The organism is Kribbella sp. DT2 (assembly GCF_049844575.1).
Taxonomy (GTDB): Bacteria; Actinomycetota; Actinomycetes; order Propionibacteriales; family Kribbellaceae; genus Kribbella.
The window spans coordinates 1-25,876 of the sequence record NZ_JBNCLH010000005.1 but is presented as its reverse complement, the minus strand read 5'-3'; the positions used below and the strand labels follow the sequence as shown (position 1 = coordinate 25,876).

Here is a 25,876-nt window from a genome sequence, read left to right as displayed (position 1 = left end):
GGCTGTCGCGGGAGGCCCGATCAGATGAGAATCGTTCGCCAGCCGGTTGCTTCATGAGAGGCAGAACGGAGTGCCCGGGACCTACGGTCTCGGTCTTGCTGATCCCCGGTCACGTCACGGCGTACCGGAGGGGGTCCGCACCGGACCTCCGGGCCCGATCCCGGTCCACTACCTAACCACTGGTGGGCCGGGCGTGGTGCACGCTGCGGCCCGAGAGGACGTGCGACATGGCTGCCACCCACGCCAAGGCGTCAAGCACCTCATCCGTACCGGCCCAGCGCACCTACGTGCTGGACACCTCAGTACTTCTCAGTGACCCGCACGCGATGGAGCGGTTCGACGAGCACGAGGTGATCGTTCCGGTCGTCGTTGTCACCGAACTGGAGGGCAAACGGCATCACCCCGAGCTCGGCTACTTCGCCCGCACCGCGCTGCGCATGCTGGACGAGTTCAGGATCAAGCACGGACGTCTGGACGCACCCCTGCCAGTGGGGGAGAAGGGTGGAACCCTCAGGGTCGAGCTGAACCACACCGACCCCGCGAGCCTGCCGGCCGGTTTCCGGCTCGGCGACAACGACAGCCGCATCCTCGCGGTGGCCTGCAACTTCAAGGCCGAGGGCCGCGACGTCACGCTGGTCTCGAAGGACCTGCCGATGCGGGTCAAGGCCTCGGCCTGCGGCCTGGTCGCGGAGGAGTACCGCGCGGAGCTCGCCCTGGAGTCCGGCTGGACCGGGATGAGCGAGCTCGAGGTCGAGACCGCCGACGTCGACTCGCTGTACGAGGACGGCGTACTGGAACTGCCGCAGGCCGCCGAGTTCCCGACCCACACCGGTCTGGTCATGCTGTCGGACCGCGGCAGCGCGCTCGGCCGGGTGATGCCCGACAAGCGGGTCCGGCTGGTCCGCGGCGACCGGGAAGCGTTCGGCATCCGCGGCCGGTCCGCCGAGCAGCGGGTCGCGCTGGATCTCCTGCTCGACCCCGACGTCGGCATCGTCTCGCTCGGTGGCCGGGCCGGCACCGGCAAGTCGGCGCTGGCACTGTGCGCCGGGCTGGAGGCGGTGATGGAACGGCGGCAGCACAAGAAGGTGGTCGTCTTCCGCCCGCTGTTCGCGGTCGGCGGCCAGGAGCTGGGCTACCTGCCCGGTTCGGAGTCGGAGAAGATGCAGCCGTGGGCGCAGGCCGTCTACGACACGCTGGGCGCGCTGACCAGCCCGGACGTGATCGACGAGGTGATGGACCGCGGCATGCTCGAGGTGATGCCGCTGACCCACATCCGCGGCCGCTCGCTGCACGACGCGTTCGTGATCGTCGACGAGGCGCAGTCGCTGGAGCGCAACGTGCTGCTCACGGTGCTGTCCCGGATCGGCGCGAACTCCCGCGTGGTGCTCACCCACGACGTCGCGCAGCGCGACAACCTGCGGGTCGGGCGGCACGACGGCGTCGTCGCGGTGGTCGAGAAGCTGAAGGGGCACCCGCTGTTCGCCCACGTCACGCTGACCCGGTCGGAGCGGTCGCCGATCGCCGCGCTGGTGACCGAGATGCTCGAGGACGTGCAGCTGTAGGGACAGCTCTGTAAAGCCAGTTTAAAACTTCTGCGGTACCCGGTGCGGCCACACGCCACGTGGCCGCACCGTTGCCTTGTGACGTGCTTGTGATCACCGTCTGTTTAGGTCAGAGTATGTTCCTGTTGCAGCCGACGGGGGTCGGGTATCTCGGAAGGACAGATGAAAGCGAAGCGTTCCGTCGCGGTCCTCGCGGTCACTGGGATCGCCGTCGTCTCGGTCGTCGCGAGTATCGATCTCTTCAGCTCCCCCAAGACCAGTGCGGCCTCCGACCCGGTCTCCGGGCGCGCCGAGCTCGCCGTACTGAACAGTGAGAAGGGCCGGCAGGCCACGAAGCCGCCGGCCAAGCCGCAGACGGCCGAGGAACAGGCCGCGGAGGTGATCCGGCTGCGCAACCAGATCGAGGCCGTGGAGACCGCCCGCAAGACCATGCAGGACCAGGCCGCGCTGCGCCGCAAGGCCAAGAACGCCGCCCTGGCCCGGTACGAGGCGCTGCAGCGGACCAACAACGACTCCCGCAAGGAGCGCGCCACCCGCGACGCCGCCCGCAAGGAGCTCGAGGGCACGCCGAAGGAGATCGCGCTCAACCTGCTGGACAACCACGGCTGGAAGGAGAGCCAGTTCTCCTGCCTGGACAAGCTGTGGACCAAGGAGTCCCGCTGGAAGGTCAGCGCGGACAACCCGACGTCGACGGCGTACGGCATCCCACAGGCCCTGCCCGGTAAGCGCATGGCCGAGTACGGCTCCGACTGGCGCACCAACCCGGTCACCCAGATCAAGTGGGGCCTGGACTACATCGAGGACGCCTACGGCTCGCCGTGCGAGGCCTGGGCCCACTCGAGGGCGAAGAACTGGTACTGATCGCGGATCCTCGCCGCCGCGCATCCCGGCGCGCCGAGGTGTTGCGTCCGAAGGATTTCCGGCGTGCCTCTTCAGGGCCCGAACATTCCGCATGCGTCCGAAGAGTCGCCGGCGCCCGAAGCCCCCTCTAGCGTCCGAAGCTCCCCCTAGCGTCCGAAGCTTCCGCATGCGTCCGAAGTACTGTGCGCTATAGCCTCGGGTTCTTCGGACGCATCAACTTTCTTCGGACGCTTCAACCTGTCCAGCCTGCGGCGTGGAGAAGGCGGCGGACCTGGTCGAGGTAGGTATCGGGTGACAGGCGGAGGCCGAGGACGGGGATCCGCAGGACCCTGGAATTCTGCAAGGTGATCTCGTTCTGGCGTGAGGCGTCGGCCAGGACCTGATCCGCCGACTGATGGTGGATTCCGTCGATCTCGACGACCACGCCGTACTGCGACCACTCGGTATCCAGGTAGAACATCCCGTCCGGTCCCTGGCGCCGACTCTGCCGATCGGGCTCGGGCAGACCGGCCTCGCGGCAGAGCCGGGCGAACTCCAGTTCGCCGGTCGAGTGGGCGCCGTTCGACAGGTCGGCCAGCACGAGTCGGAGGAACCGGCGGCGCGGATGCCGGCGTACGGTCGTGAACTCTGTGAGCAGTTCGTCGGTGGAGACAATCCGCTGCTGGACGCACAGCGCCAAGAGCAGCGCCGACTGCTCGTCCGATCTGGCCCACAATGCGGCGCGTACGGCGGCCACCGAAGGTCGAACCGTCGGCAGCTCAGCCTTCGCCAGGTCGCCGGGCCTGCGCCTTCTGGTCTCGTGGACGACGACTCCACGAGGACGCCGCGGCCGGGCCGACTTCGGTGTCGACACGTGCAGATCATCGGTGAAGCCGCGCAATCCGACCACCCGCAACGCCGTCGAGCCGTCCAGCGCCGCCCCTGCACCCACCTCGAACACGGCCGACCACCACGACCCGTGCTCACTCAGCGCACCGGTGTGAACCGCGACAGTCTGCCGTCCGTACGCCGCCCAGCGCATCGCCCGCAGCTCGCCCTTGATCTGCCAGCGTGTCCATCCCAGCCTGAGCAGCTGTCGTCGCGACAACACTCCTCCCTGCATCGCCGCCCTTCTCCGTGCATTCCGCCGCCGGTTCGCCCTCTCGTTTCCCGTCATACCGACAATCTGCCCGCGCCCTGTCCGCTGCCAGCCCCCTTTCCCGCCCCCTGTGGACAACTGCGTCCGAAGATTCCGCATACGTCCGAAGGACCCTCCATCGCCCGATTCCCCTCCTAGCGTCCGAAGAACGTCTATGCGTCCGAAGGACCGTGCGCTATAGCCTCGGGTTCTTCGGACGCATAGGCATTCTTCGGACGCTAGCGGGCGCTTCGGAGGGGTGGAGGAGTCTTCGGGGGGATTCCTTCGAAGGTGTGGGGTTGGGGGAGGATGTGGCGGTGAACGAGGTGGCACGCGCGGTCAGTGAGCGGGGGGAGTTGGTGCTGCGGCGGCGGGCGGGTGACGGCGCGCTGGAGCTGCGGGTCAACGGCGTGTTCGTGATGGACGACCAGGAGACCTCCAGCGAGGAGCTGCTCGCCGAGGTTGCCTTGTCAGGTAAGCCGTCGCGTGTTCTCGTCGGTGGGTTGGGGCTCGGGTACACGGTGCGCGCGTTGCTGGCTTCGGCCGCGGTGCGGGAGATCGTCGTGGCCGAGATCGAGCCGGCGCTGGTCGAGTGGATGCGCGCCGGGCTGGTGCCCTCGGTGCTGGACGATCCGCGGGTGGAGGTCGCCGTCGGCGACGTCCGCGACGTGGTCGCCGGCTCCGGCGCGTACGACGCGATCCTGCTGGACGTCGACAACGGCCCGGACTTCCTCGTGTACGACGCGAACGCGGCGATCTACACCGACGGGTTCCTCGGCGTGTGCCGCTCCCGCCTGCGCCCCGGTGGGGTGCTGACGGTCTGGTCGTCGTCCGCGTCGGCCGCCCTGGAAGGGGCTATCGGCAACGTCTTCGGCAGCTGCGTGGTCTCGCCCGTCCCGGTGTCGCTGCAGGGACGGGACGAGACCTACTACGTCTACCAGGGTTCAGTTCACCCCTCGTAGTCCACGGTCAGGCGCGGGCCCTTCTCGTCGTGCTCGAAGACGACCGTGCCGGTCAGGCCGGTGAGGTCGCCGGTCGCGGCGAAGATCCTGCCGCGGGAGACGTTCTCGTCGGCGGTCGCGCCGTGCACGATCACGAACGAGCCGTCGCGGCCCGCGAGCGAGCCGGTGAAGCGCTCGACCGCCGTGTACGCCGCCGGGCCGGCCGGCGTACCGACCATCAGCAGCTCGGCCGAGCTGGTGCCGACCAGGTCGCCGTCGGCGAAGGACTTCGACACCGTCGCGCGGCCCAGCTCGACGCCGTCGGCCTCGTCGTAGGTGGACTGGTCCCACTTGGTGATCTCGAACGGCTGGGTGAACGGCATCGGTACTCCTCGGCGCGCGTCGTCGCGTGGTCTGTGGTCAGGGGTGTGGCGTTGTCCACAGACGTTCTACCAGCTCCGGCCGACAGCGCGGATCGACGTACTCTGCAGGTATGGGAGACAACGCGGAATTCAGGATCGAGCACGACACGATGGGCGAGGTCAAGGTGCCTCGGGACGCGTTGTGGCGGGCGCAGACCCAGCGTGCGGTGGAGAACTTCCCGATCTCCGGCCGGCCGCTGGCGCCGGCGCTCGTGCACGCGCTGGCCCAGATCAAGGCCTCGGCCGCGGTGGTGAACGCCGAGCTGGGCGTGGTGGACGCGAAGCTGGCCGAGGGGATCGTCGCGGCCGCCGACCGGGTGAGCGCGGGGGAGTACGACGCGGAGTTCCCGATCGACGTCTTCCAGACCGGTTCGGGCACGTCGACGAACATGAACGTCAACGAGGTGCTCGCGACGCTGGCGACCCGCGCGCTCGAGGCCGACGTGCACCCGAACGACCACGTGAACGCCAGCCAGTCGAGCAACGACACCTTCCCGTCGGCGATCCACGTCGCCGCGACGGCGGGCGTCGTCCAGGACCTGCTGCCGGCGCTGGACCACCTGGCCGCATCCCTGTCCAGGAAGGGATCCGAGTTCGCCGAGGTGGTGAAGTCCGGACGCACCCACCTGATGGACGCGACGCCGGTCACCCTCGGCCAGGAGTTCGACGGGTACGCAGCACAGATCCGCCGCGGCGCCGACCGCGTCCGGGCGACCCTGCCCCGCGTCACCGAGCTGCCGCTCGGAGGTACGGCGGTCGGGACCGGGATCAACACGCCGCCCGGCTTCGCCGCGAAGGTGATCACCGAGCTGAACCGGCGCACCGGGCTGGAGCTCAGCGAGGCGGCCGACCACTTCGAGGCCCAGGGCGCGCGGGACGGTCTGGTCGAGCTGTCCGGCCAGCTGAAGACGGTCGCGGTCAGCCTGACCAAGATCTGCAACGACCTGCGCTGGATGGGCTCCGGGCCGCGGGCCGGCCTCGGCGAGATCGCGCTGCCGGACCTGCAGCCCGGCTCGAGCATCATGCCCGGCAAGGTGAACCCGGTGATCTGCGAGGCGACGCTGATGGTCGCCGCCCAGGTGATCGGCAACGACACGACCATCACCGTGGCCGGTGCCGGCGGCAACTTCGAGCTGAACGTGATGCTCCCGGTGATCGCCCGCAACCTGCTGGAGTCGATCGAGCTGCTGACCAACTCCTCGCGCCTGCTGGCCGACCGCTGCGTCGACGGCATCACCGCGCACGTCGAGCACGCCCGCGCCCTGGCCGAGTCGTCGCCGTCGATCGTCACCCCGCTGAACCGCTACATCGGGTACGAGAACGCCGCCGCCGTCGCGAAGAGCGCGCTGAAGCAGGGCAAGACGATCCGCGAGGTCGTGATCGAGAACGGCCACGTCGAGAACGGCGACCTCACCGAGGCGCAGCTCGACGCCGCCCTCGACCTGCTGTCGATGACCAGACCAGGCAAGCCGTGACCGCGGCCGCCGTACCGGAGCCCGAGACCTACTGGGAGCCGGGGACGACCATCGAGTGGGTCTACCAGGGCGCCGGCCTGCATCCGGAGCATCCGAACGTGCGGCCGATGACAGTCGTTCAGGACGACGCCGACGGGTTGGTCGCGTGGCTGGCTCCTGGCACGCCGTTGATCAAGCCGGTGCTGACCGACGGCCGCGAGCTGCGGTACGCCGGACCGACGGGCATGTTCACCGAGCCGCGGGTGCTGAAGCTCGACGTCTGGCACGGCACCGGCATCCTCAAGGTCGCGCCGACCGGCAAGCCCTGGTCCCTGTGGCACTTCTGGCACGAGGACGGCTCGTTCCGCGGCTGGTACGTGAACCTCGAGGCAGGGCACCAGCGGGACGCGGCCGGTCGTCGTACGACCACGACGGACTACGTGCTCGACCTGTGGATCACGCCCGACCGTGTGATCGAGTGGAAGGACGAGGACGAGCTGGAGGGCGCCGTGCAGGCCGGCCGCTACACGCCCGCCGAGGCCGACCGCATCACCCGGGACGCCCACGCCGCCGTGGAGGACATCAAGGCCTGGACGACTCCGTTCTCCGACGACTGGCACGAGTGGACCGCCCCGCCGACCTGGCGCCTCCCCGAGGCCCCGACCGGCTACGAGGTCGCCCACATCACGGAGGAGCTGCTGGGCTGAAATTTGGTGGTCCCGCCGCGCTCGGCGTGCTGAGCTGTCCCGCATGGAGCACGCCGAGCAACTGGCACGGGTCTACGGCCCGACGACCTGGGACCTGTACGCCGAACTGGACCGCAGCCTCGCCCCTCGGGGACCGGACTGGCTGCTGACGAAGGCTTCTGAGTACCTGGAGTCAGGAGCTGTGGTCCTGGACGCCGGGTGCCGGGACGCTGCTCATCTCATCCGGCTGGTTCGCGACAACGACGTGAGGGGCTACGGCGTCGACCCCGTACCGTTGCACATCGCCCACGCGCAGGCAGCGGTCGAGGCCGCCGAGCTCAGTGACCGGATCACCTTGCAGTGCACGGGTATGGAGGATGCGCCCTCGTTGGGCGAACTGTTCGACCTGGTCTGGTGCCGCGACGTACTGGAGCAGGTCGCGGACCTGCCGGGCGCCCTCGCCGGGGTTGCCCAGGTGCTGAAGCCGACTGGACACCTGCTGGTGTTCACGCAGGTGGCCACCGAACTGCTGGACGACCGGGACGCAGCTCTCCTAGGGGCTCACCTCGGCAACGTGCTCACCAACCTCGACGCCCAGCACCTCGAGACCGCCTTCGGCGAAGCCGGGCTCGAGGTGGTTGAGAAGGACGTCATCGGCACCGAGTGGCGCGAGTACGCCGAGGAGCGCACGCAGCCGGTCTCCCGCGCACTCCTCCGACTCGCCCGCCTCCGCCGCACCCGCGACCACCTCGTCGCGACCCACGGCCAGGACGTGTACGACCACGCGGAGGCCAACCTGCACTGGGAGGTGTTCCAGTTCCTCGGCAAGCTGCAGCCCACGGTCTACGTCCTACGCCACGGGAGAGGCCCTGGCCGGGCCGACGCGCTAGTTCGCGCTCGCGGATAGAGTCTCAGGCGATCCAGCCCGCCCGGCCGACGACTTCCTGGGCCACCTCCGCCAGAGGACGATCGTTGCTGGCGGAAAAGTCTTCCAGGCCTGCTCGTTCGATCCGCTCGTGCGAGGCGAGCGCGGCGCTGAGCTCCCACGCGGGCCCGCGCACGGTCCCCGCCGTTCGACGTTCGACCAACCCCGGGGGAGTCGCGAGCCGCACGACCTGGACGTCGCAGCCCGCCAGGCAGTCGCCGTAGGCCGTGCGCTGCTCGGCGGTCTCCACCATGCCCGACACGACCACGTACCGGGCGCCGGCGCTGCGGTAGTTCGCGCAGACGGCGGCCAGGTTGCGTCGGCGCAGCTCCTCGTGCGCCGGCGGGCCGCCGCCGAACTGAGCCAGCGCGTCGAGGTCGACGACCGCCGTGGGGTGCGACCGGCCGGTCATCAACGCTCCGATCGCTTGCCCCACGGAGGTTTTGCCCGCCCCGCCCCCGCCGATCAGCAGCAGCGCCCGGGCCCCGGAGGTCGGACGCCGCGCCCCCGAGGTCAACTGCGGCCCCGGGCCGGGCTCGCCCGCGGCCTCGAACTCAACTGCGCGGGCGGACCGTCAGGGGCACCGGCTTGGCGGTTTCGGTGAAGAAGTCGTTGCCTTTGTCGTCGACGACCACGAACGCCGGGAAGTCCTCGACCTCGATCTTCCAGACCGCTTCCATCCCGAGCTCGGCGTACTCGATCACGTCGACGGACTTGATGCAGTCCTGCGCCAGCCGGGCCGCGGGGCCGCCGATCGAGCCGAGGTAGAAGCCGCCGTGCTCCTGGCACGCGGCCGTCACCTTCGCCGAGCGGTTGCCCTTGGCAAGCATCACGAACGAGCCGCCGGCGGCCTGGAACTGGTCGACGTACGCGTCCATCCGGCCCGCCGTCGTCGGACCGAACGAGCCCGACGCGTAGCCTTCCGGCGTCTTGGCCGGTCCGGCGTAGTAGACCGCGTGGTCACGCAGGTACTGAGGCATCGGCTCACCCGCGTCCAGGCGCTCCTTGATCTTGGCGTGCGCGATGTCGCGGGCGACCACCAGCGGCCCGTTCAGCGACAGCCGCGTCTTCACCGGCAGCTTCGACAGCTCGGCGCGGATCTCGCTCATCGGCCGGTTCAGGTCCACCCGTACGACGTTCGCGGCGTCGTCGAGGTGCTCCTCGGTGGTGTCGGGCAGGAACCGCGCCGGGTCCCGCTCGAGCTGCTCCAGGAACACACCCTCCGGCGTGATCTTGGCCAGCGCCTGCCGGTCGGCCGAGCAGGAGACCGCGATCGCGACCGGGCAGGACGCGCCGTGCCGCGGCAGCCGGATCACCCGGACGTCGTGGCAGAAGTACTTGCCGCCGAACTGCGCGCCGATCCCGAACTCCTGGGTCAGCTCGAAGACCTTCTCCTCCAGCTCGACGTCGCGGAAGCCGTGCCCGAGCGGCGACCCGGTCGTCGGCAGCGCGTCGAGGTAGTGCGCGGAGGCGTACTTCGCGGTCTTCAGCGCGTACTCGGCCGAGGTCCCGCCGACGACGATCGCCAGGTGGTACGGCGGGCAGGCCGCCGTCCCGAGCGAGCGGATCTTCTCGTCCAGGAACTTCATCATCCCGTCCGGGTTCAGCACCGCCTTGGTCTCCTGGAACAGGAACGACTTGTTCGCCGAGCCGCCGCCCTTGGCCATGAACAGGAACTTGTACGCCGGGTCGCTGGTCCCCGGCGTCGAGTACAGCTCGATCTGCGCCGGGAGGTTGGAGCCGGTGTTCTTCTCGTCCCACATGGTCAGCGGCGCCATCTGCGAGTACCGCAGGTTGAGCTTGGTGTAGGCGTCGTACACGCCGCGGCTGATCCACTCCTCGTCGACCGCGCCGGTCAGCACGCCCTCGGACTTCTTGCCCATCACGATCGCCGTACCGGTGTCCTGGCACATCGGCAGCACCCCGCCGGCTGAGATGTTCGCGTTCTTCAGCAGGTCCAGCGCGACGAACCGGTCGTTGCCGGAGGCTGCCGGGTCGTCGATGATCCGGCGCAGCTGGGTGAGGTGCGCGGTGCGCAGGTAGTGCGAGATGTCGTGCATCGCCTCGGCGGTGAGCTGCTGCAGCACGGCCGGGTCGACCTGCAGGAAGGTGCGGTCACCGGCGGTGAAGGTGCTGACTCCGTCGGTGGTGAGAAGCCGGTACTCCGTGTCGTCCTGGCCGAGCGGGAGCAGGTCGGAGTAACTGAAATCGGCGGACACGCGGGCGTACCTCCTGGCAGGTGGTCTGGGATCTATCCAGCCTAGAGCGGCTGGTTCGGGTGCGCGCCGCCGCCTCCACCTTGAACGCGGACCGAGCGACAGGAGGTGCCCGGCTGACGCTGGGCCGGGCAGGCGGGGAACGGAGTGCAGAGAGCCGGTTTCAGGGGACACCTCCTGTCGCTCGGTCCCATCAGGGGTCGAGTCAGGGTCGGGTCGGGGATGTAACTGCTGTCCGGGCGAACTTCGGCGCGCGTAATCTCTTCTTGTGGCTCAGGACGAGGGACCCCAGGACCGCCCGCAGGACGCGCCGGCACCGGCGCAGCCGACCGGGGACGAGCTCGCGTTGCGCCGGCGGGTGTCGGACCTGGAGCGCGAGAACGTCGCCGAGCTGCTCCGCGAGTCGGCCGGCGAGGGCCGCCTGAGCTACACCGAGCTGGAGGACCGGCTCGAGGGCGTGTACGGCGCGAAGACGTACGGCGAGCTGGTCGAGCTGACCACGGACCTGCCCAACGGGTTGATCCCGCCGGGTTCCCAGCAGCGCACGACGCCGGAGTACGCGGCGCAGTCGCAGTACGTCCCGCAGTACAACGGCGAGACCGTGCCGGTGATCAACGTCTTCCTGTCGGACTCGAAGAAGACCGGTGCCTGGATCGCGCCGCAGCGCCAGGAGGTCAACGCGGTCCTCGGCGACGTCACGCTGGACTACACCGAGGCGCAGATGGCGCACGACGTGATCTACATCGACGTGAAGTCGATCCTGGCCGACGTGAAGATCCGCGTCCCGCAGAACGCGATCGTGCACCTGGACAGCAACCCGATCCTGGGCTCGGTCAGCGAGCAGGAGGCCGGCATCGGCGGCGTCGTCGAGCCGGCCACAGGCCCCCCGAAGACCTTCCACATCCGCGGCACCGCGATCCTCGGAGAGATCAAGGTCAAGCGAGGCCCCAGGTTGAGCAAACGCCTACGCCTGCACTGAGCTGTGCTTTTGGCGTCGATTTCGTCGCCGCGGGTTTTGGGGCTTTTTCGCCCGGTCTTCTCTCGTCGTTCGGTCGCTGCGCTCCCTCTCTCCTCAGTCCAGACCGGGCGGCCCCAAAACCTTCCGGTCAGCCTCTCGGGTCAACGGGCCGTGGCGGCGAGCCGTCCGGAGTGTGCCGCCCAGCGGTCGCCCGTGCGATGGATGCGGATCGGGTGGTCGAAGCACTCCGAGACCAGCTCTGACGTCAGTACGTCGGACGCCGGCCCGGCGGCCTGAACGCGGCCGCCGCGGAGCAGGGCGGCGTGGGTCGTGGAGGACGGCAGCTCCTCCAAGTGGTGCGTCACCAGGACCGACGACAGCGTCGGCTGCGAGCGGTGGACCAGGTCGATGGTGTCCAGCAGTTGCTCGCGTGCGGCGACGTCCAGGCCGGTCGACGGCTCGTCCAGCAGGAGCAGCCGCGGGTCGGCGACCATCGCCCGGGCGATCAGTGCCCGGCCGCGCTCACCCTGCGACAACGTCGTCCACGGGTCGCGGGCCCGGTCCGCGATGCCCAGCAGGTCGACGAGCTCGGCCACCCGTACCCGCTGCCCAGCGGTCGGCTCCCAGCGAGGCATCAGCTCGATCGTGCCCGTGATCCCGGTCATCACGACCTGCTCGATCGTCAGCGGTGACCGCAACGGGTGCCGCGGATCGACGTGTCCGATGGACTCGCGCAGCTCCCGGATGTCCACCCGACCGAGCCGCCGCCCGAGCACCTCGACGGTCCCGCGGGTCGGGTGCGCCGTCGCCCCGCACAGCTTGAGCAGCGTGCTCTTGCCCGCGCCGTTCGCGCCGAGCAGCGCCCACCGCTCACCCTCGCGCACGGTCAGCGAAACGTCCTCCAGCAACGCTTTCCCGTCGCGGACCAGACTCACGTCCTGGACGTCGAGCACGGGCGCGGGGAGTCGATCATTAGGCACACCAACGACCGTATCAATCCACGCCTTGGACAGCTCAGGGCGTCGACTGGTCCGCGTGGACGTCCCGAAGCCAGGTGGACAACGCGGCAAGATCCTGGACGTTGTCCTGCGGGATGCCGAGCGCACCCGACCGGGCGCCGGTCCCGTGGACCTGCACCGTGCGCAGCCCGGGGATGCCGGTCGGGTCGTTGATGTGGCTGACCTGGTGCCAGGGCATCAGACCGCGGTCGGAGCGGCCGAGCTGGATGCCGCGGGAGTCGACCGTCACCTCCGGGCGCCGGGTCGCGAGCTGCCAGGTGGTCAGGCCCACGCCGTACACGAAGGCGAGCAGAGCGGTGACCCGGAGGATGCCGAGTGCGCCGGCCACGTCGTCCTGGCGCAGGTGCTCGATGTTCGACCAGAGCGAGCTCACCATCAGCAGGACGAACAGGGCCAGCCGCAGCAGCAGCCGGTTGCGCCGGGGCGGGAACACCACCCGCCCGGACGCCGCCAGCTCGGCCGACCAGGCGGCCGCCGTACTCACACTGTCCCCAGGTCAGCCGTCATGTCAGCTCCAGTACGCCGTGTGCTCGGCTGCGGTGGGTGGGTCGGCGCCGTGGCGGGTGCAGGTGATGGCAGCCGCCTTGACCGCGTAGTCGACGACCGCGTGCAGCGCCTCCTCGTCCAGCCCTTCCAGCCGGGCCGCACCGAGCAGGCCGCGCGCCTGCAGCCCGGCGATCAGCGCGGACATGAACGAGTCGCCGGCACCGACCGTGTCGACCACGTCGATCGCCGGCGCGGCCACCTCGACCCGGCCGGTCCTGGTCACGCCGATGGCGCCGTCGCCGCCGCGGGTGATCACCACGCACTTGGTCCGGTCCACCGACAGCAGTTCGGCCGCGATCTCGTCCGGCGTCGAACCGGCCCGCAGGAACTCGCAGTCCTCGTCGCTCAGCTTCACCAGGTCCGACAGCCCGGCCAGCGCCCGTACGGCGGCCCAGGTCCTCTCCGGGTCGGGCGTGATCGTCGGGCGCGCGTTCGGGTCGAGGGTCACGGTCACGGGCTTGTCGGCCAGCCCTGCGAGGAACTGGTGAATCGCCTCCGCGCCCGGCTCCAGCACGGTCGCGATCGAGCCGGTGTGCACGGCCGGGCACCCCCGGTTGAGCTTCAGCGCCGGCGGCTCCCAGCTGATGTCGAACTGGTACTTCGCGACACCCGCCGCGTCGAGCGTCGCGGTCGCCGTACTGGTCCGGAAGCCCGGGTCGACCGACCCCGGCGCCAGCTGCACGCCGTTGCCGAACAGGTGCGCGCCGAGCTGATCGCCGTACGGGTCGGTCCCGAACCGCGTCACCAACTCCGTCGGCACCCCCAGCCGAGCGAGCCCGACCGCGACGTTCGCAGGCGACCCACCCGGCGTCGCCTTGCTCCCGTTCCTGCCGTTCTTGGGCTTCCCGTTGCTGACGATGTCGACCAACGCCTCGCCGACGACGAGGACAGGGGCGGTCATACAGCCTCCCGGCCTGAACTACGAGCACCGAAAACCCGCGGCGACGAAGTCGACGCCAAAAACACAGCGATTCCCGGCCCTGACCACGTGCGAGCCACCAATCCCCTCACCGGGCGTGCTCGAAATCGATCGCCGAGTACGCGCGCAGCTTCTCCAGCTGGTGCACGCTCTCGATGCTGCGGATCGTGCCGCTGCGGGAGCGCATCACCAGCGAGTGCGTGCGAGCGGTCGAGCCGCCGTACCGGACGCCGCGCAGGAGCTCGCCGTCGGTGATGCCGGTGGCGACGAAGAAGCAGTCGTCGCCGCCGACCAGGTCGTCGGTGCTGAGCACCCGGTCGAGGTCGTGCCCGGCGTCCAGGGCGCGCTGCCGCTCGGCGTCGTCCTGCGGCCAGAGCCGGCCCTGGATGAGTCCGCCGAGGCACTTCATCGCGCAGGCGGCGATGATGCCCTCCGGCGTACCGCCGATACCGATCAGCATGTCCAGCCCGGTGTCGGGCCGGGCCGCCTCGACGGCACCCGCGACGTCGCCGTCGCTGATGAACTTGATCCGGGCGCCGGTGGCGCGGATCTCCGCGGCCAGTTCCTGGTGCCGCGGACGGTCCAGCAGTACGACGGTGACGTCGTCGACGCTGGAGCCCTTCGCCTTGGCGACGCGGCGGATGTTCTCCGCGACCGGGAGCCGGATGTCGACGTGGTCGGCGGCCTCCGGGCCGACCACCAGCTTCTCCATGTAGAACACCGCGGACGGGTCGTACATCGTGTTGCGCGGCGAGACCGCCATCACCGCGATGCCGTTGGCCATGCCCTTCGCGACCAGCGTCGTACCGTCGACCGGGTCGACGGCGACGTCGCACTCGGGGCCGTGACCGTCGCCGACCTGCTCGCCGTTGTACAGCATCGGGGCGTTGTCCTTCTCGCCCTCGCCGATCACCACCACGCCGTTCATCCCGACGGTGCCGATCAGCGTGCGCATCGCGTTCACCGCGGCACCGTCGGCGCCGTTCTTGTCGCCCCGGCCGACCCAGCGGCCGGCCGCCATCGCGGCGGCCTCGGTGACCCGGACCAGCTCCAGGGCCAGGTTCCGGTCGGGCGCGTGCTCGTCGACCTCGAGATGGGCGGGTGGTGTGCTGGGGTCGCTCATGCCACGGATCGTAGCCAACGCCCGGTGGGGGTGATCGAGCGAGATCGGCCCCGCGAGACACTGGTGCCATGAGCCCGACAGGTCACGAGCCGACGCACCCCGCGACGAACGCGGAGGAGAACGCTTCCCAGCAGCCGTACGACGCCCCTGCCGACCCGGCGGACCGGCGTACGGCGGAGGCCGGAGACCCGGACTCGGCAGCGGGGGAGCAGGGCGCGGCCGACGGCGTACAGGCTCCGCTGGACCCGGCAGCGCGCGAGCGCGCCCGGGCGCGGGCCGAGGCGATCGCGTTCAAGGCCCAGGACCGGCAGAACCGGGCCAAGGCGCGGACCCTGACGAACATGTTCTGGGCGCTGCTGGCGACGTTCGTCGTGGTCGCGTTCCTGATGATCGTGACGTGGCGGCCGAAGGAGGAGAAGGTCCGCGCGGTCGAGTACACCGCGCAGCTGGAGGACGCCCGCAAGGTCGCCTCCTGGGTCCGCGGGCCGGAACCGATGCCCGAGGGCTGGACGGCGACGAACGTCGAGTTCCGCGCGCCGGAGCAGAGCCCGATCACCTGGCACCTCGGCACGGTCACCGGCGAGAAGAAGTACGTCGGCCTGGAGCAGTCCAACCAGACCAGCCCGCGCTACCAGAACGACGAGCTCGGCAAGACCGAGGACGACGGTACGTCGACGGTCGGCGGAGTCGTCTGGCAACGCAGGACGCTGGTCGAGCGCAAGGACGAGCAGGCCCTGGTGCTGGTCGGTTCCGGCGTCACCACGATCGTCACGGGCAACGCCGGATACCCTGCCCTTGAAACGTTTGCTGCAACGCTGCGCTGAGCACCGTGCTCAGGTGAGCGCGAAAACCCTTGCAGGGTTGGAAGTTGTGCAGCTGTTGACAGGGTGTTCGCCTTCGCGGTTCGATCGGGGATCGGGATTCGGCGAAGGAGCCTGGTGTGAACCTCACGGTCCAGGTCGGGGGTTGATGCCACATGTTCGTCACCGGACTCGTGCTCGCTGCCGAAGGGTCGCCACGGCTCGGCGTTCCCCGGCAGTTGCTGGCCTACCGCGGTGAGACCCTGCTCGGTGCCGCGCTCGACACCGCGCGGGACTGCGGCTTCGACCAGCTCGTGATGACCCTCGGTACGGCGGCCGAACAGATCCGCGACCGCATCGACCTGGACGGCGTTCGCGTTGTGGACACTCCTCACGCCGACACCGGAAGCTCGTCCATCGTGCCCGCGCTGGATGCGGTCGATCGCCGTACCGACGGTCTGGTCGTCCTGCGCGGCGACCAGCCGGGCGTGACGTCGGCCGCCGTCTGGTCCCTGGTCGCCGAGGCCGCGACGCCGATCGGCGTCACCCGGTACGACGACGGCCGCGGGTACCCGTGCTGGTTCGGCCGCGAGACCTTCGGCTCGCTCCGCTCCCTGCGCAGCGACCAGGACCTGTGGCCGCTGATCGAGACCGGCCCGCACCCGGTGACGGACGTAGATGCCTTGGGCAACGTTCCGCTGTCGGTCGACACCTGGGACGACTACCAGTCCCTCGTCGGCCACTACACCGCCGCCGAGCCGGCACCTCCCACCCCGACCCGCACCCGCCGGCCGAGTCACACCCGCACGAACATCTGATCACTTCTTCCAGTGGGCCAGAAGGTCATCGGTCAGGTGGGGGCGGAAGCTTGCGAGCGATCGCCTCGGCCGCCGGTACGTCGAGCCGGCCGTAGACGTCGTAGGTACCGTCCTCGAGCGCGCCCAGCACCGCCGAGTGCCAGCCGGCGTCGACTAATTCCGCTTCCAGTTCCTCGATCGTCACGCCGCCACGGCAGGGCTCAGTGGCTGCCGGACAGGCGCAGGCCCAGGACGCCGGCGACGATCAGCGCGATGCAGGCCATGCGGGTGAGGGTGAGGGGCTCGTGGAAGAGCACGATGCCGAGCGTCACCACGCCGACCGAGCCGATGCCGGTCCACACCGCGTACGCCGTACCGACCGGAAGATGGTCGAGGGTCTTGGCCAGCAGGACCACCGAGGTGATGCCGAAGACCAGGACGGCGAGCGTCGGCCAGAGCCGGCTGAAGCCTTCGCTGGGTTTGAGGCTGAGGGCGAACGCGATCTCGAAGGCCGCGGCGGCCAGCAGGATGATCCACGCCATCACGCGGCCAACGAGCCACGCAGGTGGCGCAGCGTGACGGTCGCGACCCGGCTGCCCAGCGCGGCGGCGGTACGCAGGTCGGTCTCCGGCGGCGCCTTCTCCGCGGACAGATCGGCGTCGGACTGTGCCATCGCGCCGAGCCAGCTGCCGAGCCGGTTGAGGTCCTCGATGCTGGCGGTCGAACTGGCCCAGCCGGGGTAGATGTCCAGGCCGACCCAGATCATGCCGTGCTGCGCGGCCAGTACGGCGAAGTCGACCAGGCTGTTGAACTTGTCGCCCGACATCGCCTTGGAGTTGGTGAAACCGGCCGCGATCTTGTCGCGCCAGCCGAGGTTGTCGGCCCAGACGTCGGCACTCGCCTCGGCGAACGCCTTGAAGACGGCGCTCGGGCTGCCCATGTAGGTGGGCGCGCCGAAGATGATCGCGTCGGCAGCCGCGAGGCGGGTCCAGACGTCGTCGGTCAGGTCGTCGAGCGGGATGAGGTCGGCGGTCGCGCCTGGTACGGCGGCGGCGCCGGTGGCGACGGCTTCGGCTTGGCGCGCGGTGTGGCCGTAGCCGGAGTGGTAGGCGATGGCGATCCGGGCTGTTCCGGACCAATCGGGCTGGTGAGTTGCGGGCATGGGTGCTACCTCCTGGCGGTCAATCGGACTACAGTCCGTCTTATGAAGGACGGTACCGGACCGCAGTCCGTTTCACAACGCACTCTTCCTGTGCTGGGAGAGGAGCGTCCTGAACGCGCCGACGCGCGCCGGAACCGGCTGAAGGTCCTGGAGGCGGCCGACCGGCTGTTCGCCGAGCACGGCGTGAAGAACGTGTCGCTCGACGCGATCGCCGCCGAGGCCGGCGTGGGCAAGGGGACGGTCTTCCGGCGGTTCGGCGACCGGGCCGGGCTGGCGGTCGCGCTGCTGGACGAGCGGGAACGCGAGCTGCAGGAGCGAATCCTGACCGGGCCGCCGCCTCTAGGACCCGGCGCACCGGCCGTCGACCGACTGACCGCCTTCGTCGACGCCTATCTGGAACTGCTCGACCGGCACGTGGAGCTGTTCATCGACAGCGAGAACGCATCGGACGGCGCCCGCTACCGCATCGGCTCGTACTGGCTGTGGCACCGCCATGTAGTCCTGCTGGTCGAGGAAGCACGCCCAGAACTGGACGCCGCCTACGTCGCCCACGCCGTACTGGCCCCCCTCGCCGCAGACCTCCACCAAGCCCTACGCACCGAAGGCTTCGACCTCAACCGCATGCGCACCGGCTTGAAGTCAGTAGTCGATCTGCTCTTCAGACATCCCTGAAAAGCCGAACCTCAGGCAGGTCCGCCAGCGAGGAGTAGGTCCGGTCCGTGGTCTCGACAAACCCGCACCGGTTGTAGAAGGCACGTGCTCGGGCATTGGCCTCGAGAACCCACAGGTTCACGCGGTCGCACCCATGGGCCCGCAGATCGTCAACCGCCGCCCCGGTCAGTGCCCGCCCGGCTCCGGCACCCCACGCATCCGGACGCACGAAGAGTGCGTAGAGCTCGCCGGTCGTGCGAGGGGCCGACGGATCCCGCTCCGGCCCGACGCCGGCGTAGCCGACGATGCGTCCACCGAACTCAGCGACGTACAAGCGAGACCGCCCAGCGTCAAGGCTCTCCCGCCAGCCCGAGGCAATCGCCTCGGCGTCCATCGCGTCGAGAAACTCCTGCGGCACAAGCCCCGTGAAGGCTCCACGCCAACTGGCGATACGTGCTTCCGCAGCGCCCAGCAGATCAGTTGCGCGGGCACCACGAACCTGCACTGTCAGTCTGACTTCTTTTCGTCGGTGTGGGCGGCTTGGGCTTCGGCCAGGCGCGTGCGGGCGCCTTCGAGCCACTGGTGGCAGGTGGTGGCGAGCTCTTCGCCGCGCTCCCACAGGGCCAGGGACTCCTCGAGGGTGGTGCCGCCGGCTTCGAGTTTGCGGACCACCTCGACCAGCTCCTCGCGGGCCTGCTCGTAGGAGATGTCCGGTCGGGTGTCGCTCACTTGCTGGTCTCCTTCGAAGTTACTTCGACGTCGAATCGGCCGTCGGTCACGCGTGCGTGCAGGGTGTCGCCCGCGGCGACCTGGTCGAGCTGGCGAACCGCGGTGCCGTCGGCGAGCTGGAGCACGGAGTACCCGCGCTCGAGCGTCGCCTTCGGAGACAGCGCGCGCACGCTCGCCAGGCGGTGCGCCAGATCATCGCTCGCCCGGTCCAAGCGGTGCAGCAGCGTACGGCGGTTGCGGTCGACCAGCGCGGCGATCTCCTCCGACCGCCGCTGCAGGTCGGTCGCAGGTGCGGCCAACGCGGGCCGGCTCCTGATCGCCGCCAGCGCGTGCGCCTCGCGATCGATCCAGCTCGTGATCGCCCGCAGCCCGCGATCACGCAGCAGCAGTACGCCGTCGAGCTCTTCCCGTACGTCGGGAACGATGCGCTTCGCCGCGTCGGTCGGCGTCGACGCGCGCAGGTCGGCGACCAGGTCGAGCAGCGGGGAGTCCGGCTCGTGCCCGATCGCGCTGACCACCGGCGTCTTCGCCTGCGAGACCGCGCGGATCAGGCCCTCGTCGGAGAACGGCAGCAGATCCTCCAGCGACCCACCGCCACGCGCGATCACGATCACCTCGACCTCCGCGTCGGCATCCAGCTTGCGCAGCGCGGTCATCACCTCGCCGGCCGCGGCCGGGCCCTGCACCGAAGCATGCTCGACCCGGAACGCGACCGCCGGCCAACGCCGCTTGGCGTTCTCCAGCACATCGCGCTCGGCGGCCGAGTCGCGGCCGCAGATCAGGCCGATCGTGTGCGGCAGGAACGGCAACCGCTTCTTGCGGTGCGCGGCGAACAACCCTTCCGCGCCGAGTAGTTGCTTGAGGCGCTCGATCCGCGCCAGCAGCTCGCCGATGCCGACGTGCCGGATCTCGCTGACCGCGAGCGCGAGCGTCCCGCGGCGCGCGAAGAAGTTGGGCTTGGCGTTCACGACCACGCGCGAACCGTCGGTGACCGGCGGGTCGACCGCCTCGAAAACCCTGCGGTTGCAGGTGAAACGCAACGAGATGTCCGCGTCGGTGTCGCGCAGCGTGCCGAACACGGTCGTCGTACCGCGCCCGATCGAGACGTCCGTCAGCTGCCCTTCGACCCACACGGCGCCGAGCTGGTTGATCCAGCCGGCGATCCCGTTGGCGATCGTCCGCACAGCAGCCGGCGCGTCCGGCGAGGTCTCCAATGCCACCCCCAGACCCTACGGCCAAGCACCGACAATCCCACGCACCCCGTCCACAGGCAGCCGGTACGCCGGTACGCCGTGCCGCCGCACGCCGTACCGTTGAGCGATGCCCGACCGCCCGTACCTGCTGCTCGACGTCGACGGTCCGCTCAACCCGCACCGCGCGAAGACGATTCCGCCGGGCTACGAGCTGCACGACATCCACGAGGGCGAGAAGGCCTGGAAGCTGTTGCTGAATCAGCAGCACGGGGTTGAGCTGAACGCCCTCGCAGCGTCGTACGAGCTGGTCTGGGCAACGTCCTGGGAGCACGGCGCCAACCGCCTGATCGCCCCGCGGCTGGGACTGCCGGACCTGCCGGTGATCGTCTGGCCGGCAGGCGCTCGCCAGCACATAGACCAGATCTCCTGGAAGAGCCGCTACATCGCCGATTGGGTAGGGGCGCGAAGGTTTGCCTGGGTGGACGACGAAGTGAACAGGTTCGACCAGGCCTACCTGCAGCCGCGGGGCCTCGTACACCGGGTGGATGCGAGCCGCGGGCTGACGGCGGACGACTTCGCCGTACTACGTGCCTGGGCTGAGTAGTCCCCGTACGACGTCCTCCAACGCTCCCTCGGGAAGCACCCCCGGGAGCGTCAGCTGCTCGAGCATCAGCCCACCGACCGCGCAGTAGAGCACCAGCGGGTCGCCCGGGAGGCCGTGCGCCTCGTGGAGCGCTCTGTTCTCCTCCAGGTTCGCGCGCACTCGCTCGGTGAGGGCCTGCTGCAGAGCCGGCCGTCGCGTGGCCTCCAGACGGAGCTCCAGCAGCGCCAAGTAGCCGGTCCGGTCAGCGGTGAGCCGATGGCGGAGCAGCTGAAGCAGCGTGGTCAGGAACTCGGCCGACGGAGGCTGATCCAGATCAGCCGGGTTGGGCCCCAGCCGGTCGTGGATCCGCAGGCCTGCGTGCGTGAGCAGGTCGTCGCGGTTGGCGAAGTAGTTGGACGCGGTGCCGTTCGGTACGGCGGCCGCGGTGTCGACCGCGCGGAAGGTCAGGCCGCGGGCTCCTTCGGCGGCCAGGACCTCGATCGCGGCGTCGACGAGGGCGGTACGGCGTTCGGGGTTGCTGCGCATCTGGGTTGCCTCCTTTGAACCACTATGACTAGAGTACTACGAACAGAGTGGTTAGGAGATCATCGTGCGAGAAGTGACCTATTTCGTGGCGTCGTCGCTGGACGGGTTCGTGGCGGACCCGTCGGGCGGCGACCCGACCGATGTGAGCCCGGGCGGGTTCTTCCTGTCCCAGGGAGACCATTCGGAGCCGCTGTTCACGGCGTACCCGGAGACGCTTCCGGGCGCCGTCCGGGAACTGCTCGGGCTCGACGCGGAGAACAGGGTGTTCGACACCGTCCTGATGGGACGGCGGACCTGGGAGCTCGGGCGCGACACCGGCGCGCCGGATCCGTACCCGCGGCTGCGGAGCTACGTGTTCTCGCGGACGATCGCCGAAAGCCCTGTGCCTGCGGTGAATTTCGTCTCCGGCGACCCGCTGGAGAAGGTCCGGGAACTGAAGCAGGAAGACGGTCTGGGCATCTGGTTGTGCGGCGGCGGCGTGCTCGCCGAGACGCTCTGGCCGGAGATCGACCGCCTGGTGGTGAAGGTGAACCCGGTCGTGATCGGTGCCGGGGTCAAGCTTTTCCACAGCGACGAATTCGCCCTCCGGAAGCTGCGGCTCGACGGGCACCATGTCTACGAGAGCGGAGTGGCCGTGCTGACGTACCGGATGGAGTGAAAATGCCTTTGCGCAAACGGTTTTCAGGCTCGCATCCTTGGGGAAGTGAAGCACCTCCTAGGGGGAGCCGCCCGGACAGGGCGGGCGGCTCCCCAGCTTCCCCGGCCGGAGGTGAGCTGCGCCACGGCCGTCGGGGCCGCCGTGCCTCGCCCCGTACGATGGGGCACGTGACTGCCCAGCCTGAGACCACTGGTTCGACCGCCGTGAAGACCAAGCGGGTGCTGCTCGCCGCGCCGCGGGGGTACTGCGCCGGCGTGGACCGAGCGGTGGTCGCGGTCGAGAAGGCCCTCGACCTGTACGGCCCGCCGGTGTACGTGCGCAAGGAGATCGTGCACAACAAGCACGTCGTGCAGACCCTGCAGGCGCGCGGCGCGATCTTCGTCGACGAGACCGACGAGGTGCCCGAGGGCGAGACGGTGATCTTCTCCGCGCACGGTGTCGCCCCGGTGGTGCACCAGGAGGCCGCCGCACGGCAGCTCAAGACGATCGACGCGACCTGCCCGCTGGTGACCAAGGTGCACCACGAGGCGAAGCGGTTCGCCGCGACCGATCACGACATCCTCCTGATCGGTCACGAGGGCCACGAAGAGGTCATCGGCACCAGCGGCGAGGCGCCCGAGCACATCCACCTGGTCGACGGTCCGGGCGACGTACCGAACGTCGAGGTCCGCGACCCGGAGAAGGTCGTCTGGCTGTCCCAGACCACGCTGTCGGTCGACGAGACGATGGAGACCGTACGCCGCCTGCGCGAGCGCTTCCCGAAGCTGCAGGACCCGCCGAGCGACGACATCTGCTACGCGACCCAGAACCGCCAGGCCGCGGTGAAGAAGCTCGCCCCCGACGCCGACCTGATGATCGTCGTCGGCTCCCGCAACTCGTCGAACTCGGTCCGCCTGGTCGAGGTCGCCGTCGAGCACGGCGCCAAGGCCGGCTACCTGGTCGACTACGCCGACGAGATCGACGAGACCTGGCTGGCCGGCGTCGACTCGGTCGGCGTCACCAGCGGAGCCAGCGTCCCCGAGATCCTCGTCCGCGACGTCATCGACTGGCTCGCCGCCCGCGGCTACGCCGAGGTCCAGGAAGTCACCACCGCGGAGGAAAGCCTCGTCTTCTCCCTCCCCCGAGAACTCCGCACCGACCTCAAAGCCGCCGGCATGGCCACCACAGGCACCTCCGACCACGCCTGAGCTTCCGTACGGCGACAGAGCCCTGTCCGCCCTGGCCTCGAGCTCGAGCTGAGCCCGAGAGCCCGGGGCGGAGCCCGAGCTGAATCCGAGGGCCCAGGACTGAGCCCGACCGCGGGCCTGAGTCCGATCCCGGTACCGACCAGCTTCGAGGATGTTGTCGAAGCCGGCCGCGAAGGTGGAGCAGGCACTCAGCGAGCTCGTCGCCTGGGTTACGGGGTTGTGGGGGGTGGTGGGGCCTTGATGGTGATCTTGATGGTTTTCTTGATCGGGATCTCGCCGGTCGGGCCGCAGTACGTGATGCCGTAGCTGAAGAGGTAGGTGCCTGGCTTCTCGTAGGTGTGGGTCTGGGTGCGACCCGACCAGGAACCTGAGACTCGCTTGTTCGCTCCGTCGCAGGTCAGGCCGAAGCCGTTCTTGCCGGTGGGGCCCTCGTCGGGGTTCCAGTGGTTGTCGCCGTAGTCGTAGTCGAAGTTGAACGAGTTCTCCGGGAGTCCGCTGCCGGCGTCGATCGGCGTTCCTTCGGAGGCTTTCATCGGGGTCAGCAGCGAGCCGGTCCAGCGGAACTGGACCGACGCCTTCAGGCCGTTGACCGTGACGTTCGACAGGACCAGGTTGACCTTGACCGGCGGCGGGGCCTTCGGTTCCTCGGTCTTGGGCGACGACGGCTGCTCCGGTGGTGGCGTGTCGGACGACTCGGACTCGTTGGTCTTGCCGCCCTCCGGGGACAGGGTGTTGACCGAGCCGCCAATCGGGGGCTTGGGGGCCTTCGGGGTGGTGGTCGGCGTCGTGGTGGGTGCGGCGGCCGACGGGGTCGGGCCGTTCGGGGTTTCGGTGACCGGGGGAGCGGAGTCGATGCCGGTCAGGTTGCCCGCGGCGAGGGCGATCGTGGCGACCGCGGCGGTGGCCAGGCCTGCTACCAGGCCGGTGGTGCGGCGGCGGCGTACGGTCTTGATCCGGGCGAAGACGGCGTCGCTGGGCAGGCCGGTGGGCTCGGGGGCGTCCTCGACGAGGGCCTGGAACTTGGCCTTCAGCTCATCGGTCATAGGTCAGCCCTCCAGTCGGGCGGGGGCGGGTGTCAGGGGGTCGGACTCGGCGAGCAGGTGGTGCTCGCGGAGCTTGGCCAGTCCGCGGGACACGGTGCTCTTCACCGTGCCGACCGAGCAGCCCATGATCTTCGCGACCTCGGCGTCGGGCAGGTCCTCGAAGAACCGGAGCACCAGCGCCGCCCTCGTACGGCGGGGGAGCGTGGCCAGGGCGCGGAGCAGCCGGTCACGTTCGTCGATCGTGCCGAACTCCGACGGCGCGGCCGGTTCGGGCAGCGTCTCGGTCGGGGTCTCGCCCTTCCACTTGCGGCGCCACCACTGCGTGCTGGTGTTCACCATCACGGTTCGGGTGTAACTCTCCAGGGCGTTGCCGCTGCGCAGTGACTTGCGGTGGAACCACACCTTGGTCAGCGAGGTCTGGACGAGGTCCTCGGCCAGGTGCCACTCGCCGGTGAGCAGGTAGCCGAACCGCTGCAGCGCGCCGAACCGCCCGTTCACGAACTCGGCGAACTCCTCGTCAAGCCCTGGATCCATCCCGGTGTCCCCTGCCCCCAGCCTTGGTGCCGGCTTGCGGGGCCGACCTTGTCAGCAGTGTGATGACCGAGGTGGGGCGAAAGGTTGAGTCACGGCCGGAATTGCACGAAGTGGCCAAGGACGTACGTCCAGCCGGAGTCGTAGTTCTCCCGGGCCCGCCCGCCGTCCGGCCGGCGTTCCCAGCCTGTGTGCGTTAGCTCGACCAGGGTGCTGCTCCCGCTCCCGTCGGGGCCGCCGCCGCTGCCCGTGCTCTCGTCGGTCGGGATGAACCGGACCGTGACCTGGTCGGCCTCCTGCGGATCGCTGCCCGGGTGCCAACTGAAGCTGACCGTGTGCGGCGGGTCCCAGTCGGAGACCGTGCCCCACGAACCGACCGGCCCCGCGGCGTCGTACTCGATGATCTGTCCACCGACCGCGCCCTCGAGCCGTACGTCGGTCGCCTGGTCGCCGCGCACCGAGTGGCTCACGAGCGGCCACCACTTGCCGAGCTCCGCGGTGAACAACCTGAACGCCCGATCGGGAGTCGTTGGCACGATCACGGTCTTCACCAACGGTTCCTGCTCGATGCTCATCGCTCCCCCTCGTTCTCGGTCCGCCGTACATGGTCGGCGAACGCGTCCAGCGCCTCGGTCCAGAACTGGTCCAGCCATCGCCGTACGGCGTCCAGCCCGGCCGGGTCGACCCGGTAGATGTTGCTGGTCCCGCGAGGCTCGTGCTCGACCAGCCCGGCCCGACCGAGCACCTTCAGGTGTTGCGAGATCGCCGGCCGGCTCACCGGCACCTGCCCCGCCAAAGCGCCCACCGAACTAGGCCCACTCCGCCGCAATGTCTCCAAGATCGTCCGCCGCGTCGGATCCCCCAACGCGTCCAGCACCGGCCCAGCCAGCTCCAGAACTCCGTAAGTCCCCACGAACGGTAAGTTGTCACTAACCAAGAAGACCCGTCAAGGGGCAGAAGAGTCCCCGAGCCCGTCAGGGGGCAGAAGCCCCTGAGGGGCAGGGGCAGGAAGTCCCCGAGCGTCAGCGTGCGTGAAGCCCCCCGAGCTGTCAGGCTGCGGGAAGCCCCCGAGCGTCAGCGTGCGGGAAGCCCCGGGATCCTCAGCGTGCGGGAAGCCCCGGGATCCTCAGATGAACTGCTCCCCAGAAGTTGGACTGAGAAATTCAGTTCCGACTCCTGGGGAGCTTTCGTATGGATCGACGTAGTTCGCTGACCGAGGCTCAGCGGGTGCTGGCGGTAGGTTTGTT

Annotated in this window: 32 protein-coding genes; 13 read left to right on the top strand and 19 right to left on the bottom strand. The window is 69.5% G+C overall.

Translation table 11 applies throughout. From position 1 onward, the window contains the following. Positions 1-227 precede the first annotated feature (227 nt). Complete coding sequence (locus ACLQ2O_RS21515; RefSeq protein ID WP_425834089.1) at positions 228-1,562, top strand: PhoH family protein; 1,335 nt, start codon at positions 228-230, stop codon at positions 1,560-1,562. 162 nt (positions 1,563-1,724) lie between these two features. Then, the gene (locus ACLQ2O_RS21510) at positions 1,725-2,423 is read left to right on the top strand and encodes a hypothetical protein (protein ID WP_425834087.1); all 699 of its coding nucleotides are present in this window, start codon (positions 1,725-1,727) and stop codon (positions 2,421-2,423) included. 232 nt (positions 2,424-2,655) lie between these two features. Here ACLQ2O_RS21510 and ACLQ2O_RS21505 read toward each other — a convergent pair whose 3' ends face one another. Continuing rightward, on the bottom strand, positions 2,656-3,510 hold the full coding sequence (locus tag ACLQ2O_RS21505) for a hypothetical protein (RefSeq protein WP_425834085.1): 855 nt from the start codon (positions 3,508-3,510) through the stop codon (positions 2,656-2,658). 347 nt (positions 3,511-3,857) lie between these two features. Between ACLQ2O_RS21505 and ACLQ2O_RS21500 the strand changes: the two genes are divergently transcribed. Next, the gene (locus ACLQ2O_RS21500) at positions 3,858-4,502 is read left to right on the top strand and encodes a spermidine synthase (protein ID WP_425834083.1); all 645 of its coding nucleotides are present in this window, start codon (positions 3,858-3,860) and stop codon (positions 4,500-4,502) included. On the opposite strand, the gene ACLQ2O_RS21495 is transcribed toward ACLQ2O_RS21500, so the two are convergent. Further along, positions 4,490-4,864, bottom strand: coding sequence for a DUF3224 domain-containing protein (locus ACLQ2O_RS21495; protein WP_425834081.1), 375 nt, complete (start codon positions 4,862-4,864; stop codon positions 4,490-4,492). The two genes, ACLQ2O_RS21500 and ACLQ2O_RS21495, sit on opposite strands and share 13 nt — an antisense overlap. Before the next feature lie 110 nt (positions 4,865-4,974). On the opposite strand from ACLQ2O_RS21495, the gene ACLQ2O_RS21490 reads away from it, so the two are divergent. From ACLQ2O_RS21490 to ACLQ2O_RS21480, 3 genes are read left to right on the top strand one after another with little or no spacing between them, the layout of a single operon-like run. Further along, complete coding sequence (locus tag ACLQ2O_RS21490; RefSeq protein ID WP_425834079.1) at positions 4,975-6,378, top strand: class II fumarate hydratase; 1,404 nt, start codon at positions 4,975-4,977, stop codon at positions 6,376-6,378. Next, positions 6,375-7,064, top strand: coding sequence for a DUF402 domain-containing protein (locus ACLQ2O_RS21485; protein ID WP_425834077.1), 690 nt, complete (start codon positions 6,375-6,377; stop codon positions 7,062-7,064). Before ACLQ2O_RS21490 ends, ACLQ2O_RS21485 begins: the two co-directional genes overlap by 4 nt. Positions 7,065-7,107: 43 nt before the next feature. Further along, positions 7,108-7,950: a class I SAM-dependent methyltransferase gene (locus ACLQ2O_RS21480; protein WP_425834075.1), complete on the top strand. Its 843-nt coding sequence runs from the start codon at positions 7,108-7,110 to the stop codon at positions 7,948-7,950. Positions 7,951-7,954: 4 nt separating this feature from the next. On the opposite strand, the gene ACLQ2O_RS21475 is transcribed toward ACLQ2O_RS21480, so the two are convergent. Beyond that, positions 7,955-8,380: a hypothetical protein gene (locus tag ACLQ2O_RS21475; protein WP_425834073.1), complete on the bottom strand. Its 426-nt coding sequence runs from the start codon at positions 8,378-8,380 to the stop codon at positions 7,955-7,957. 142 nt (positions 8,381-8,522) lie between these two features. After that, the gene (locus ACLQ2O_RS21470; RefSeq protein WP_425834071.1) at positions 8,523-10,187 is read right to left on the bottom strand and encodes a fumarate hydratase; all 1,665 of its coding nucleotides are present in this window, start codon (positions 10,185-10,187) and stop codon (positions 8,523-8,525) included. A 265-nt stretch (positions 10,188-10,452) separates the two neighbouring features. Here ACLQ2O_RS21470 and ACLQ2O_RS21465 point away from each other — a divergent pair, with 265 nt between their 5' ends. Then, on the top strand, positions 10,453-11,163 hold the full coding sequence (locus ACLQ2O_RS21465; RefSeq protein WP_425834069.1) for a DUF1707 SHOCT-like domain-containing protein: 711 nt from the start codon (positions 10,453-10,455) through the stop codon (positions 11,161-11,163). A gap of 140 nt (positions 11,164-11,303) precedes the next feature. Here the strand turns inward: ACLQ2O_RS21465 and ACLQ2O_RS21460 are convergent, their stop codons facing one another. The 4 genes from ACLQ2O_RS21460 to glpX form a co-directional block, all read right to left on the bottom strand. Further along, on the bottom strand, positions 11,304-12,122 hold the full coding sequence (locus ACLQ2O_RS21460; RefSeq protein WP_425834067.1) for an ABC transporter ATP-binding protein: 819 nt from the start codon (positions 12,120-12,122) through the stop codon (positions 11,304-11,306). 34 nt (positions 12,123-12,156) lie between these two features. Beyond that, entirely contained in the window at positions 12,157-12,645 is a 489-nt protein-coding gene (locus ACLQ2O_RS21455; protein ID WP_425834065.1) for a hypothetical protein, read from the bottom strand. Between the two features lie 24 nt (positions 12,646-12,669). Beyond that, positions 12,670-13,608 carry a carbohydrate kinase family protein gene (locus tag ACLQ2O_RS21450; RefSeq protein ID WP_425834063.1) on the bottom strand — a complete coding sequence of 313 codons (939 nt, stop codon included), beginning with the start codon at positions 13,606-13,608 and terminating at the stop codon, positions 12,670-12,672. A gap of 106 nt (positions 13,609-13,714) precedes the next feature. Further along, positions 13,715-14,749 carry a class II fructose-bisphosphatase gene (gene glpX / locus ACLQ2O_RS21445; RefSeq protein WP_425834061.1) on the bottom strand — a complete coding sequence of 345 codons (1,035 nt, stop codon included), beginning with the start codon at positions 14,747-14,749 and terminating at the stop codon, positions 13,715-13,717. 68 nt (positions 14,750-14,817) lie between these two features. Here glpX and ACLQ2O_RS21440 point away from each other — a divergent pair, with 68 nt between their 5' ends. Then, entirely contained in the window at positions 14,818-15,573 is a 756-nt protein-coding gene (locus tag ACLQ2O_RS21440) for a DUF4245 domain-containing protein (RefSeq protein ID WP_425834059.1), read from the top strand. Between the two features lie 152 nt (positions 15,574-15,725). Then, the gene (locus ACLQ2O_RS21435) at positions 15,726-16,367 is read left to right on the top strand and encodes a nucleotidyltransferase family protein (RefSeq protein WP_425834057.1); all 642 of its coding nucleotides are present in this window, start codon (positions 15,726-15,728) and stop codon (positions 16,365-16,367) included. A gap of 25 nt (positions 16,368-16,392) precedes the next feature. Here ACLQ2O_RS21435 and ACLQ2O_RS21430 read toward each other — a convergent pair whose 3' ends face one another. From ACLQ2O_RS21430 to ACLQ2O_RS21420, 3 genes are read right to left on the bottom strand one after another with little or no spacing between them, the layout of a single operon-like run. Then, a complete protein-coding gene (locus ACLQ2O_RS21430; protein WP_425834055.1) occupies positions 16,393-16,551 on the bottom strand; it encodes a hypothetical protein in 159 nt (52 codons plus the stop codon). Positions 16,552-16,567: 16 nt separating this feature from the next. Further along, positions 16,568-16,888, bottom strand: a complete 321-nt coding sequence (locus ACLQ2O_RS21425; protein WP_425834053.1) for a DMT family transporter — start codon at positions 16,886-16,888, stop codon at positions 16,568-16,570. Further along, positions 16,888-17,508: a flavodoxin family protein gene (locus ACLQ2O_RS21420; RefSeq protein WP_425834051.1), complete on the bottom strand. Its 621-nt coding sequence runs from the start codon at positions 17,506-17,508 to the stop codon at positions 16,888-16,890. The genes ACLQ2O_RS21425 and ACLQ2O_RS21420 overlap by 1 nt, the downstream gene beginning before the upstream one ends. A gap of 42 nt (positions 17,509-17,550) precedes the next feature. Here ACLQ2O_RS21420 and ACLQ2O_RS21415 point away from each other — a divergent pair, with 42 nt between their 5' ends. Next, positions 17,551-18,180: a TetR/AcrR family transcriptional regulator gene (locus ACLQ2O_RS21415; protein WP_425834049.1), complete on the top strand. Its 630-nt coding sequence runs from the start codon at positions 17,551-17,553 to the stop codon at positions 18,178-18,180. Here ACLQ2O_RS21415 and ACLQ2O_RS21410 read toward each other — a convergent pair. From ACLQ2O_RS21410 to xseA, 3 genes are read right to left on the bottom strand one after another with little or no spacing between them, the layout of a single operon-like run. Next, positions 18,167-18,664 (bottom strand): GNAT family N-acetyltransferase, encoded by a 498-nt coding sequence (locus ACLQ2O_RS21410; protein ID WP_425834047.1) that lies wholly within the window; start codon positions 18,662-18,664, stop codon positions 18,167-18,169. The two genes, ACLQ2O_RS21415 and ACLQ2O_RS21410, sit on opposite strands and share 14 nt — an antisense overlap. 2 nt (positions 18,665-18,666) lie before the next feature. Beyond that, entirely contained in the window at positions 18,667-18,888 is a 222-nt protein-coding gene (locus ACLQ2O_RS21405) for an exodeoxyribonuclease VII small subunit (protein WP_425834045.1), read from the bottom strand. Then, positions 18,885-20,108 carry an exodeoxyribonuclease VII large subunit gene (gene xseA / locus ACLQ2O_RS21400; RefSeq protein WP_425834043.1) on the bottom strand — a complete coding sequence of 408 codons (1,224 nt, stop codon included), beginning with the start codon at positions 20,106-20,108 and terminating at the stop codon, positions 18,885-18,887. The genes ACLQ2O_RS21405 and xseA overlap by 4 nt, the downstream gene beginning before the upstream one ends. Positions 20,109-20,208: 100 nt before the next feature. On the opposite strand from xseA, the gene ACLQ2O_RS21395 reads away from it, so the two are divergent. Next, positions 20,209-20,685 (top strand): HAD domain-containing protein, encoded by a 477-nt coding sequence (locus ACLQ2O_RS21395; protein WP_425834041.1) that lies wholly within the window; start codon positions 20,209-20,211, stop codon positions 20,683-20,685. Here ACLQ2O_RS21395 and ACLQ2O_RS21390 read toward each other — a convergent pair. Further along, a complete protein-coding gene (locus ACLQ2O_RS21390; RefSeq protein ID WP_425834039.1) occupies positions 20,665-21,210 on the bottom strand; it encodes a TetR/AcrR family transcriptional regulator in 546 nt (181 codons plus the stop codon). The genes ACLQ2O_RS21395 and ACLQ2O_RS21390 overlap by 21 nt on opposite strands. Positions 21,211-21,283: 73 nt before the next feature. On the opposite strand from ACLQ2O_RS21390, the gene ACLQ2O_RS21385 reads away from it, so the two are divergent. Together ACLQ2O_RS21385 and ACLQ2O_RS21380 are read left to right on the top strand one after the other, a co-directional pair. Next, positions 21,284-21,868 (top strand): dihydrofolate reductase family protein, encoded by a 585-nt coding sequence (locus ACLQ2O_RS21385; protein WP_425834037.1) that lies wholly within the window; start codon positions 21,284-21,286, stop codon positions 21,866-21,868. A gap of 158 nt (positions 21,869-22,026) precedes the next feature. After that, positions 22,027-23,055 carry a 4-hydroxy-3-methylbut-2-enyl diphosphate reductase gene (locus tag ACLQ2O_RS21380; protein WP_425834035.1) on the top strand — a complete coding sequence of 343 codons (1,029 nt, stop codon included), beginning with the start codon at positions 22,027-22,029 and terminating at the stop codon, positions 23,053-23,055. 209 nt (positions 23,056-23,264) lie between these two features. Here ACLQ2O_RS21380 and ACLQ2O_RS21375 read toward each other — a convergent pair whose 3' ends face one another. From ACLQ2O_RS21375 to ACLQ2O_RS21360, 4 genes are all read right to left on the bottom strand, one after another. Then, entirely contained in the window at positions 23,265-24,098 is an 834-nt protein-coding gene (locus tag ACLQ2O_RS21375; protein ID WP_425834033.1) for a hypothetical protein, read from the bottom strand. Between the two features lie 3 nt (positions 24,099-24,101). Further along, positions 24,102-24,632, bottom strand: a complete 531-nt coding sequence (locus ACLQ2O_RS21370; RefSeq protein ID WP_425834031.1) for a SigE family RNA polymerase sigma factor — start codon at positions 24,630-24,632, stop codon at positions 24,102-24,104. 89 nt (positions 24,633-24,721) lie between these two features. Then, on the bottom strand, positions 24,722-25,204 hold the full coding sequence (locus tag ACLQ2O_RS21365) for an SRPBCC domain-containing protein (RefSeq protein ID WP_425834029.1): 483 nt from the start codon (positions 25,202-25,204) through the stop codon (positions 24,722-24,724). Then, on the bottom strand, positions 25,201-25,542 hold the full coding sequence (locus ACLQ2O_RS21360; RefSeq protein WP_425834027.1) for an ArsR/SmtB family transcription factor: 342 nt from the start codon (positions 25,540-25,542) through the stop codon (positions 25,201-25,203). The genes ACLQ2O_RS21365 and ACLQ2O_RS21360 overlap by 4 nt, the downstream gene beginning before the upstream one ends. Positions 25,543-25,876 lie beyond the last annotated feature (334 nt).

Excerpts from the sequence above, each read along its gene's own strand:
- ACLQ2O_RS21515 (WP_425834089.1), top strand. The coding sequence starts at position 228 with ATGGCTGCCACCCACGCCAAGGCGTCAAGCACCTCATCCGTACCGGCC.
- ACLQ2O_RS21510 (WP_425834087.1), top strand. The coding sequence starts at position 1,725 with ATGAAAGCGAAGCGTTCCGTCGCGGTCCTCGCGGTCACTGGGATCGCC.
- ACLQ2O_RS21495 (WP_425834081.1), bottom strand. The coding sequence starts at position 4,864 with ATGCCGTTCACCCAGCCGTTCGAGATCACCAAGTGGGACCAGTCCACC.
- ACLQ2O_RS21490 (WP_425834079.1), top strand. The coding sequence starts at position 4,975 with ATGGGAGACAACGCGGAATTCAGGATCGAGCACGACACGATGGGCGAG.
- ACLQ2O_RS21480 (WP_425834075.1), top strand. The coding sequence starts at position 7,108 with ATGGAGCACGCCGAGCAACTGGCACGGGTCTACGGCCCGACGACCTGG.
- ACLQ2O_RS21475 (WP_425834073.1), bottom strand. The coding sequence starts at position 8,380 with ATGACCGGCCGGTCGCACCCCACGGCGGTCGTCGACCTCGACGCGCTG.
- ACLQ2O_RS21450 (WP_425834063.1), bottom strand. The coding sequence starts at position 13,608 with ATGACCGCCCCTGTCCTCGTCGTCGGCGAGGCGTTGGTCGACATCGTC.
- glpX (WP_425834061.1), bottom strand. The coding sequence starts at position 14,749 with ATGAGCGACCCCAGCACACCACCCGCCCATCTCGAGGTCGACGAGCAC.
- ACLQ2O_RS21440 (WP_425834059.1), top strand. The coding sequence starts at position 14,818 with ATGAGCCCGACAGGTCACGAGCCGACGCACCCCGCGACGAACGCGGAG.
- ACLQ2O_RS21435 (WP_425834057.1), top strand. The coding sequence starts at position 15,726 with ATGTTCGTCACCGGACTCGTGCTCGCTGCCGAAGGGTCGCCACGGCTC.
- ACLQ2O_RS21425 (WP_425834053.1), bottom strand. The coding sequence starts at position 16,888 with ATGGCGTGGATCATCCTGCTGGCCGCCGCGGCCTTCGAGATCGCGTTC.
- ACLQ2O_RS21420 (WP_425834051.1), bottom strand. The coding sequence starts at position 17,508 with ATGCCCGCAACTCACCAGCCCGATTGGTCCGGAACAGCCCGGATCGCC.
- ACLQ2O_RS21415 (WP_425834049.1), top strand. The coding sequence starts at position 17,551 with ATGAAGGACGGTACCGGACCGCAGTCCGTTTCACAACGCACTCTTCCT.
- ACLQ2O_RS21395 (WP_425834041.1), top strand. The coding sequence starts at position 20,209 with ATGCCCGACCGCCCGTACCTGCTGCTCGACGTCGACGGTCCGCTCAAC.
- ACLQ2O_RS21390 (WP_425834039.1), bottom strand. The coding sequence starts at position 21,210 with ATGCGCAGCAACCCCGAACGCCGTACCGCCCTCGTCGACGCCGCGATC.
- ACLQ2O_RS21380 (WP_425834035.1), top strand. The coding sequence starts at position 22,027 with ATGGGGCACGTGACTGCCCAGCCTGAGACCACTGGTTCGACCGCCGTG.
- ACLQ2O_RS21375 (WP_425834033.1), bottom strand. The coding sequence starts at position 24,098 with ATGACCGATGAGCTGAAGGCCAAGTTCCAGGCCCTCGTCGAGGACGCC.
- ACLQ2O_RS21370 (WP_425834031.1), bottom strand. The coding sequence starts at position 24,632 with ATGGATCCAGGGCTTGACGAGGAGTTCGCCGAGTTCGTGAACGGGCGG.
- ACLQ2O_RS21365 (WP_425834029.1), bottom strand. The coding sequence starts at position 25,204 with ATGAGCATCGAGCAGGAACCGTTGGTGAAGACCGTGATCGTGCCAACG.